Source organism: Klebsiella sp. AqSCr (assembly GCF_008452795.1).
Classification (GTDB): domain Bacteria; phylum Pseudomonadota; class Gammaproteobacteria; order Enterobacterales; family Enterobacteriaceae; genus Klebsiella; species Klebsiella pneumoniae.
The window spans coordinates 1988384-1997761 of the sequence record NZ_MJDM01000005.1; the positions used below are offsets into that span (position 1 = coordinate 1988384).

General features: G+C 59.0%; 9 protein-coding genes. All 9 read left to right on the forward strand.

Translation table 11 applies throughout. The features are described from left to right. Window positions 1-185 precede the first annotated feature (185 nt). Window positions 186-2549, forward strand: coding sequence for a TonB-dependent receptor domain-containing protein (locus tag BHE81_RS13670; RefSeq protein WP_023301530.1), 2364 nt, complete (start codon window positions 186-188; stop codon window positions 2547-2549). 71 nt (window positions 2550-2620) lie between these two features. Further along, window positions 2621-3652, forward strand: a complete 1032-nt coding sequence (locus tag BHE81_RS13675; RefSeq protein WP_110246442.1) for a hemin-degrading factor — start codon at window positions 2621-2623, stop codon at window positions 3650-3652. After that, window positions 3649-4467: a heme/hemin ABC transporter substrate-binding protein gene (locus BHE81_RS13680; RefSeq protein ID WP_004181072.1), complete on the forward strand. Its 819-nt coding sequence runs from the start codon at window positions 3649-3651 to the stop codon at window positions 4465-4467. The genes BHE81_RS13675 and BHE81_RS13680 overlap by 4 nt, the downstream gene beginning before the upstream one ends. Beyond that, window positions 4467-5462 (forward strand): FecCD family ABC transporter permease, encoded by a 996-nt coding sequence (locus tag BHE81_RS13685; protein ID WP_004185411.1) that lies wholly within the window; start codon window positions 4467-4469, stop codon window positions 5460-5462. Before BHE81_RS13680 ends, BHE81_RS13685 begins: the two co-directional genes overlap by 1 nt. Beyond that, window positions 5455-6234 (forward strand): heme ABC transporter ATP-binding protein, encoded by a 780-nt coding sequence (locus BHE81_RS13690; RefSeq protein ID WP_004149516.1) that lies wholly within the window; start codon window positions 5455-5457, stop codon window positions 6232-6234. The genes BHE81_RS13685 and BHE81_RS13690 overlap by 8 nt, the downstream gene beginning before the upstream one ends. Before the next feature lie 278 nt (window positions 6235-6512). Further along, the gene (locus BHE81_RS13695; RefSeq protein ID WP_110246443.1) at window positions 6513-6995 is read left to right on the forward strand and encodes an Hcp family type VI secretion system effector; all 483 of its coding nucleotides are present in this window, start codon (window positions 6513-6515) and stop codon (window positions 6993-6995) included. Between the two features lie 11 nt (window positions 6996-7006). After that, entirely contained in the window at window positions 7007-7456 is a 450-nt protein-coding gene (locus tag BHE81_RS13700) for an STM2901 family protein (RefSeq protein WP_004188736.1), read from the forward strand. Beyond that, entirely contained in the window at window positions 7441-7788 is a 348-nt protein-coding gene (locus BHE81_RS13705) for a DUF1493 family protein (protein WP_008806210.1), read from the forward strand. Before BHE81_RS13700 ends, BHE81_RS13705 begins: the two co-directional genes overlap by 16 nt. Window positions 7789-8056: 268 nt before the next feature. Continuing rightward, window positions 8057-9378: DNA mismatch repair protein MutS (gene mutS / locus BHE81_RS28760; protein ID WP_228268717.1), on the forward strand; the 1322-nt coding region annotated here is incomplete at its 3' end.

Sequence of the window (9378 nt, forward strand, 5' to 3'; positions counted from 1 at the left end):
TGTAAACAAAGTGCAGTTTAAATGAAGAACACATGATTATTTTGTTGCAAACGATAATACATATCATTACCATTCGCAATCAACAAATGGAGTAAGACCCTATCCGCAACGGAAAAGACGGAGCAACCTGCAACTCTGGAAGTAACGCGTGAGCCGATACTAATAACGATCAAGGCGTGGCGACTATGTACAAATCGACTCCGTCAGCAGCATGGTGTAAAAAACGCCTGCTGGTGACCTCTTTGTTTGCAGCAATTTATCAGACTTCTGCCATCGCAGCAGATACTTCCGCCGTTAGCGGCGAGGCGGTGGATGACACCTCGGAACAAATGACCGTCACCGCCCCCGCGCCGGTGCAGAAAGCCGGTAGCGAACACAGCATCAGCGCTCGGGAGCTGGAGAATAAAGGCGCTAACGATTTCGGCTCAATCATGCGCTATGAGCCGCTCATCAGCGCCACCGGGGCCAGCGGCGGCTCCGGCAACGGCAAAAGCGGCTTCGACCGCGGAGGTTACACCGGCTACAACATTCGCGGTATGGAGAGCAACCGCGTAGGCATCGACGTGGACGGTATCGCGCAACCCAACGCCACCGGCCGCGGCTACGTCGGCCGCGCCGGGCTCAACACCTTCGGCATCGGCCGCGATTATATCGACCCGTATATGTACGGCAGCGTGGATATCCAGTCCGGCGCCACCTCGACGGAAACGGCCAACAGCGCTATCGGGGGGAATGTCTCCTTCCGCCCGAAATCAGCGGATGATTACCTGCGCCCGGGCAAGACCAGCGCCTTCGGCTACCGCAGCGGTTACGACTCTGCGGATCGCAGCTGGCACAACGGGGTGACCGTCGCCGGCGGCGATGAGTTCCTGCGCGGGATTTTGGTCTATAGCCGCCGTGACGGCCAGGAAACCGAAAACAACAGCGGCACCGTCGACGCCTACCCGGCGAACTGGCACTCCGATGCTTTTCTGGCCTCCGGGATCTGGCAGCCTAACGATGAGCACAAGCTGACCAGCACCTTCGACTATTACCATAAAACCAACCACACCCACTACGATACCTGGGACTCCAGCGGCAACAGCACCATCGGCACCGCCAACCAGACCAGCCAGACCCGGCGCTGGGGCCTGAGCCTGAAGGATGACTGGACGCCGATGAACGACTACCTCGACAGCGTCTCCACAAAAATCTACTACCAGCATACCGAAGCCCATGACTGGACTTATATGCCGGACAGCGTCACCCGCAGAATGCAGAAGGTGAACTCTAACTACGATACCGACACCTGGGGCCTGCAGACCGCGCTGGCGAAAACCCTGGGCCGCCACGATCTGAGCGCCGGTTTCAACGCCAGCACCAGCAAAACCCAGCGGCCGTTCAGCCAGTCGCCGATCCCCAGCGTTTACAGCGAGATCATGCAGCCGGAGGCAGACAGCCGCAGCTACACCCTCGGCGGCTTTGTCCAGGATAAGATCAACTTCGATCTCGACAGCCACAACTTCGCCGTTATTCCCGGCGTGCGCGTGGTGCATCAATCGACTAAGCCGGAAAATCTGTCCGATCTCGCCGCCAACAGCAGCGTGCTGAGCGAATCGTCGGTGGCGAATCTGTACGGCAAAAACAGCGATACCCAGGTTCTGCCGTCGTTGACCTTCCAGTACGACCTCACCCCGCGCCTGATGACCTACCTGCAGTACCAGCGCGGGGCGCAGTTCCCCAACGCCAGCCAGCTGTATGGCTCCTGGAACCTCGGCTCCAGCTACGCCGGCAGCCAGCAGTATGCCCTGATCGGCAATACCGATCTGAAGACGGAAACCAGCGATAATCTCGAGTGGGGGCTGAAAGGGGAAGTTACCGAAGGCATCACCCTGCGCACGGCGCTGTTCTACAACAGCTATAAGAACTTTATCGCCTATACCCGCTATACCCGCGCCAACAATCCGGGCCAGTTCACGAATGTGCCGTCGAACATCTACACCATTTATCAGGCGGAAAACCGCGATAAAGCCTATATCTACGGCGGTGAGATCAGCACTAAATTTAACTTTGGCACCTGGTTTGAGCAGGTGGACGGCCTGAGCGCCACCCTCGCCCTCGGCTATAGCGAAGGGAAATCGAAATCCAGCTACAGCGGCGATAAATACGTCGACCTCGACAGCGTGGCGCCGATGAAAGCCATCGTCGGCGTGGCGTGGGACGATCCGGCGAAACGCTACGGCACCGCCCTGACGGCGACCTTTGTCAAAGGGAAACAGGCGACCGCCACCAACCGCGAAAGCTACAGCAACAGCGGATCCGCCATCACCGATGCCAGCAGCGACTATATGCGCGTGCCGGGCTACGGCATGCTGGACTGGACCGCGTACTGGCAGGTGGCGAAAAACGTGCGCCTCAATGGCGGGGTCTACAACCTCACCGATCGTAAATACTGGGATTACCTGAGCAGCCGCAATATCGAGACCGGCACCAACCAGGACGCCAACGATAAAGCGCTGGCGGTGATGCCGGGCCGCACCTGGCAGCTGGGCGTCAACGTCGACTTCTGATTGCCCGAATAATAACGCACCTGCCCCCGGCCCGCCGGCCGGGGATATTCATTGTCGAGAAGGATATGATTATGCCAAATGCACACCCTGACCTGTGTCAGCGCTACCAGGCCACCAAAGCGGCCAGTACCGCGAAATATGCCCGCGATATCGCCGCGGAAATGGGGATCAGCGAAGCCGAGCTGACCGCCGCCCGCCTCGGCCATGATGCCGTGCGCCTGAGCGATGACGCCCGGGCGCTGATTGCCGCCCTGGAGCGCGTCGGCGAAACCAAATGCATCTGCCGCAACGAGTATGCCGTGCATGAGCAGGTGGGCCAGTTCACGCACCAGCACCTCAGCGGCCACGCCGGGCTGGTGCTGAACCCGCGTGCGCTCGACCTGCGTCTGTTCCTCAGCCAGTGGGCCAGCGCCTTCCATCTGAACGATAATGGCCGTCAGAGCATCCAGTTTTTCGACCACCACGGCGACGCCCTGCTGAAAGTCTATGCGACCACGCAGACCGACATGGCGGCCTGGGAGACCCTGATCGCGGAATATCGGGTGGCGGCGCCGGCACCGCTGACCCTGCGCCCGCTGGAGCCGGTGAAATATGCCGATACCGCCGACGGCGCCGCCCTGGAGAACGACTGGCGCGCGATGACCGACGTTCACCAGTTCTTCGGTCTGCTGCGTAAATATCAGCTTTCCCGCCAGCAGGCCTTCCGTCTGGTGAGCGACGACCTCGCCTGCCGCGTGGATCGCCATGCGCTTCCGTCGCTGCTGGAGACGGTGCGCCAGGAGGGCAATGAAATCATGATTTTCGTCGGCAATCGCGGCTGCGTGCAGATCTTTACCGGCGCCCTGGAAAAGCTGGCCCCCATGCGCGGCTGGCTGAATATCTTCAATACTACTTTTACCCTGCATCTGCGCGAAGAGAGCCTCGATGAAGTGTGGGTGACCCGCAAGCCGACTTCGGACGGACACGTCACCAGCGTCGAACTGTTCGCTAAAGACGGCACCCAGATTGCCCAGCTCTACGGCCAGCGCAGCGAGGGGCACCCCGAGCAGACGCAATGGCGCCAGCAGGTAGACCGCCTGACCCGTGAAGGGCAGCCCGCATGATGCGCTGGTTACTGCTCTTGATCGCTTTCCCGCTGCTGAGTCACGCCGCCGTTGAGCGGCTCGTCACACTCGGCGGAGATGTCACTGAGATCGTTTATGCCCTTCACGCGGAGGAGAGCCTGGTGGCGCGGGACAGCACCAGCAGCTGGCCCCCGGCGGCGCAAAAGTTGCCGGACGTCGGCTACCTGCGACAGCTGAACGCCGAGGGGATCCTCGCGTTACGCCCGCAGCTGGTGTTAGCGAGCGCCCAGGCGCAGCCCTCGCTGGTCTTACACAAAGTGCAGGCGAGCGGGGTGAAGGTGGTTAACGTGCCGGGCGGCGAAAGTCTGTCCGCGATCGATAACAAAGTTGCTGTCATTGCCGAAGCGTTAGGCAAAACGGCGGCAGGCGACGCGCTGCGCCAGCAGCTTCAGCAGCAGATCGCCGCCATTCCCACGCAGCCGGTTGCTAAGCGGGTGCTGTTTATTCTCAGCCACGGCGGAATGAATACCCTGGTGGCCGGACAGCATACCGCGGCCGATGGCGCCATTCGCGCCGCCGGATTGCAGAACGCGATGCAGGGCTTCGACCACTATCGCGCCATGTCGCAGGAAGGGGTCGCCGCCAGCCAGGCGGATCTGGTGGTGATCTCCGCCGATGGTCTCAAAGGGATGGGCGGCGAAGCCGGGCTGTGGAAACTGCCCGGCCTGGCGCAGACCCCGGCGGGGCGTCATAAACAGCTGCTGACGATCGACGATATGGCCCTGCTGGGCTTCGGGCCGCGCACACCGCAGGCGATAATCGCGCTGCGAAACAAAGCGGAGCAGTTGCCCTGATGCGCCCTGCCCTCGCTCGCCGTTTGCTGCTGATGACGCTGCTGCTGGTCTCCCTGACGTTGTTTGCCACCACCCTCGGCGCCATGCGCTTGCCGCTGGTCAACCTGCTGCCTTCCGGGGATGACATGCTGCGCCATATCTGGCTGACCATCCGTCTGCCGCGGGTGCTGCTGGCCCTGCTGGTGGGCGCGGCGCTGGCCCTCTCCGGCTGCGTGATGCAGGGGCTGTTTCGCAACCCGCTTGCCGACCCGGGCCTGCTGGGCATCAGCAGCGGCGCCGCGCTGGCGGTGGCCAGCTGGCTAGTGCTCCCGTTCTCCGCTGCGGGGCTGATCGCTCTGTATATGCCGATGCTGGCGGCGTTTATTGGCAGCCTGGCGGTGATGGTGGTGATTTTCATCCTCAGTCGGGCGGAGGAGGGTTCGCTGTCGCGCCTGCTGCTGGTGGGGATCGCCATCAACGCGCTGTGCGGCGCGCTGGTCGGCGTCCTGTCCTGGCTGAGCAATGACGCCCAGCTGCGCCAGCTGTCGCTGTGGGGAATGGGCAGTCTGGGCCAGGCCGAATGGCCGACGCTGCTGGTGGCCGCGACCTTGATTATCCCGGCTGCGCTGGCGGTGTGGTGGATGGCGTCCCGCCTCAATCTGCTGCAGCTTGGCGATGAAGAGGCGCACTATCTCGGGGTCAACGTGCAGGCGCTGCAGCGCTGGCTGCTGCTGTGCAGCGCGGTGCTGGTGGCCGCCGCGGTGGCCATCAGCGGAGTCATCGGCTTTATCGGCCTGGTGGTGCCGCACCTGATGCGCCTGTGGCTGGGACCGGACCATCGCGGACTGATCCCCGGCTCGCTGCTGGCCGGCGCGATCCTGCTTCTGCTGGCCGACACCCTGGCCCGCACCGTGGCGGCGCCGGCGGAGATACCGGTCGGTCTGCTCACCAGCCTGCTGGGCGCCCCCTGGTTTCTGTGGCTGGTCTTTCGTCGGGAGAACTCCAGACATGGTTAATGAATACTGCGCCCAGGGGCTGTCACTTCACCTTGGTAAACGACAGATTATCGACAACGTCTCCGTCGCGCTGCGCGGCGGCGAGATGACGGCGCTTATCGGGCCGAACGGCGCCGGGAAATCCACTCTGCTGCGCCTGTTGACCGGCTATCTGACTCCGGACAGCGGCACCCGCCATCTTGCAGGCAAGCCGCTGGAGGCCTGGTCCCCCGAGGCGCTGTCGCGCCGGCGGGCGGTCATGCTGCAGCGAACGGCCCTGCAGGCCGACTGGACGGTGGAAACGGTCATTGCCATGGGACGCTCACCGTGGGGCGCGACGGCGGATCCGGCGGTGCTGGCGGCGGTGATGGCCGTCACCGGCTGCGATGGCCTTGCCGGTCGCCGCTATCCCGGCCTCTCCGGCGGCGAGCAGCAGCGGGTACAGCTGGCCCGCTGTCTGGCGCAGCTATGGCGCGACGGCGCGCCGCAGGGCTGGCTGTTTCTCGATGAGCCCACCTCGGCGCTGGACCTTTACTATCAGCAGCACCTGCTGCGTTTGCTCAAACGGCTCACCGCCGGCGGGCAACTGCATGTCTGCGTGGTGCTGCATGACCTTAACCTCGCCGCCCTGTGGGCCGACCGCATCCTGCTGCTCCACCAGGGCCATCTGGTCGCCCAGGGCACGCCGCAGGAGGTGATCCAGCAGCCGGTTATCCATCGCTGGTACGGGGCGGATGTCCGCCTCGTCCAGCACCCGGACAACGCGGTCCCCCAGGTTTATCTGGCGCCGTAACCCCCGCGCGGCGCAACTGGAATCCGGATCGCGCCGCGCTTACGCTTTCTGGCAATAATTGCCTGCATTATATTATTGAGGGTCATTTATATTTAAAATCTATACCAATGGCGTAATAACCCAATGAAATATTTACGACAGCTATTTTTAAATATAAACCATCATTACAGAGAAGATATTTCCCGTATTAATCCAAAAACGACACATTGATTATTTACTGCGCTTAATCAACTCGATACACTGTTTTCTTACTAATGATAATAGAGGGAAGAAGAAGCATGGCTATTCCAGGTAATATGTGGATATACGACGACGGTGGGGCACTAATCAAAGGTGGTTGTGATGTTGCAGACAGGGAGTTCAGCATCGAATTTAAAGGGTTTCATCACAATCTCTCCATTCCCACTGATAATGCCACTGGCAAGCCTACCGGCACTCGTCAGCACTCACCAATGATCATCGTTAAAGAATTCGACTATTCCAGTCAATACCTCTACAAAGCAGTAGCTACTGGTCAGAACCTGAAATCTGCTGAAATCAAATGGTATAAAATCAGCGATGCTGGTCAAGAAGTGGAATACTTCAATATGCTACTTGAAGGCGTCCGAATCGTATCAATATCTCCTACAATGGCTTCCCCAGAAGACAAGAACAACAACCATCTTGAATCTGTCGAACTTAGATATGAGAAGATCACCTGGAAACATTGTGACGGAAATATAATTTTCACCGATGCCTGGAATGAAAGACAAACAGCATAATAGATGAGCAAATGGATACGACAGAAGAACTAAATGGAACCTATTTCTATCACGGACAATCCAATCTTTCGGCTGGTGAACTTTTTGATGTCATTTTTCTTGAACAATTTTGTGACGAACTTGGCATTGGTATTGAATCTGGTGCCGCTATCCTCGCCGGGCAACCTTGGCTAAAAACCAGAACAAAGCCAGGAGAGGCAATAAAAGGAACAAGTGTTGTTTCTAAATATGGAAGGATGCTTCTGAGAAATGCAAAAACTCCATTTGGTATTAGGGTTCCTACACCCGTTGGTGTAAGAATGAGAAAAACGAATAGTCTTGCTGCTGTTATCGCCCGTTATGTTCCGTGGTTAGGTTGGATAGGACTTGTAAACTCAATTTATCAAGTTTCAAGAAAAACTCAGGAAAAATACAACCTAATAGCTCGCCCCAAAGACCGTATACAATGGACATCCTTTTAATGAAAAGCATTCAAGATCAGGTTTTAGACTTGTTTAAAGATGAGATCTCAACCCGTTTAGATAAAAATTGGAAAGAAATCCCATTGGAACTTGATTATGACTTATTTGATGCTCCCGGCGACGATCTGCATGACGCTTTAAATAAATTTGAACAAAAATTTAATGTTGATCTTTCCAGTGTTAAATGGTCGTGTTATTTCCCTTGGGAGAATACTCCAATGCTAACTCGGTGGTTTAAAGTAAAACGAGAAGATGTAGAAAAAACGCGTAAACCTTTAACTATCAAAATGTTTGCCGAATCAGCAAAAGCAGGTAAATGGCTTTACGACTAGCAACCACAAGCCGTTGTCGTAACGAGGTCTACGGCCAGAAGGCAGAACAACATCGACGGCGAACGTAATGTATGAAGACGATCGCGTGGCGGCGGTTCAATTACTGTGACGGTACCCCGCCCCCTCTGCAACTGGAATCCGGATCGCGCCGCGTGCTTTCGTCGGTTTCCCTCACCTGCCCATCTCCGTTATTATGTCTCATCCATGTGATAACGACGACAACTACAAAATCGCAGCCATTTCAAATCAGGGATCTGGATAACACCCCATGAGCACAATTGACAATCTCGACGCCCACACGCCGATGATGCAGCAGTATCTCAAGCTGAAGGCGCAACATCCTGACATTCTACTGTTTTACCGGATGGGGGATTTTTACGAGCTATTTTATGACGATGCGAAACGCGCGTCGCAGCTGCTCGATATCTCGCTGACCAAGCGCGGCGCCTCCGCGGGCGAACCCATCCCGATGGCCGGCATCCCCCACCACGCGGTGGAGAACTACCTCGCCAAACTGGTCAACCAGGGCGAGTCGGTGGCCATTTGCGAGCAGATTGGCGACCCGGCCACCACCAAGGGACCGGTCGAGCGTAAAGTGGTGCGTATCGTCACCCCGGGCACCATTAGCGATGAAGCGCTGCTGCAGGAGCGCCAGGACAACCTGCTGGCCGCCATCTGGCAGGACAGCAAAGGCTTCGGCTACGCGACGCTGGATATCAGCTCCGGGCGCTTTCGTCTGAGCGAACCGGCCGACCGCGAAACCATGGCGGCAGAGCTGCAGCGCACCAACCCGGCGGAACTGCTGTATGCGGAAGATTTTGCCGAATCGTCGCTGATCGAGGGCCGCCGCGGTCTGCGCCGTCGCCCGCTGTGGGAATTTGAAATCGACACCGCGCGCCAGCAGCTAAACCTGCAGTTCGGCACCCGCGATCTGGTCGGCTTCGGCGTCGAAAACGCCCCGCGCGGCCTGTCCGCCGCCGGCTGCCTGCTGCAGTATGTCAAAGACACCCAGCGTACCTCGCTGCCGCACATCCGCTCCATCACCATGGAACGCCAGCAGGACAGCATCATTATGGATGCCGCCACCCGCCGTAACCTCGAGATCACCCAGAATCTGGCCGGCGGCACCGACAACACCCTGGCCTCGGTACTCGACTGTACGGTGACGCCGATGGGTAGCCGGATGCTCAAGCGCTGGCTGCATATGCCGGTCCGCGATACCGCCGTGCTGGTGGAGCGCCAGCAGACCATCGGCGCGCTGCAGGAGCGCTATACCGAGCTGCAGCCGGTGCTGCGCCAGGTCGGCGATCTGGAGCGTATTCTGGCGCGTCTGGCGCTGCGTACCGCCCGGCCGCGCGATCTTGCCCGCATGCGTCATGCCCTGCAGCAACTGCCTCTGCTGCGTGAGCTGCTGGCCGACGTTGACAGTCAGCCGGTGCAAAAATTGCGCGAGAAAATGGGCGAGTTCACCGAACTGCGCGAACTGCTGGAGCGCGCGGTGATCGACGCCCCGCCGGTGCTGGTCCGCGACGGCGGGGTCATCGCCCCGGGCTATAGCGAAGAGCTGGACGAGTGGCGGGCGCTGGCCGA

Bases quoted from the DNA above. Each gene is read 5' to 3' on its own strand.
- BHE81_RS13680 (WP_004181072.1), top strand. From the start codon at position 3,649: ATGATGCGCTGGTTACTGCTCTTGATCGCTTTCCCGCTGCTGAGTCAC.
- BHE81_RS13675 (WP_110246442.1), top strand. From the start codon at position 2,621: ATGCCAAATGCACACCCTGACCTGTGTCAGCGCTACCAGGCCACCAAA.
- BHE81_RS13705 (WP_008806210.1), top strand. From the start codon at position 7,441: ATGGACATCCTTTTAATGAAAAGCATTCAAGATCAGGTTTTAGACTTG.
- BHE81_RS13695 (WP_110246443.1), top strand. From the start codon at position 6,513: ATGGCTATTCCAGGTAATATGTGGATATACGACGACGGTGGGGCACTA.
- BHE81_RS13690 (WP_004149516.1), top strand. From the start codon at position 5,455: ATGGTTAATGAATACTGCGCCCAGGGGCTGTCACTTCACCTTGGTAAA.
- BHE81_RS13685 (WP_004185411.1), top strand. From the start codon at position 4,467: ATGCGCCCTGCCCTCGCTCGCCGTTTGCTGCTGATGACGCTGCTGCTG.
- BHE81_RS13700 (WP_004188736.1), top strand. From the start codon at position 7,007: ATGGATACGACAGAAGAACTAAATGGAACCTATTTCTATCACGGACAA.
- BHE81_RS13670 (WP_023301530.1), top strand. From the start codon at position 186: ATGTACAAATCGACTCCGTCAGCAGCATGGTGTAAAAAACGCCTGCTG.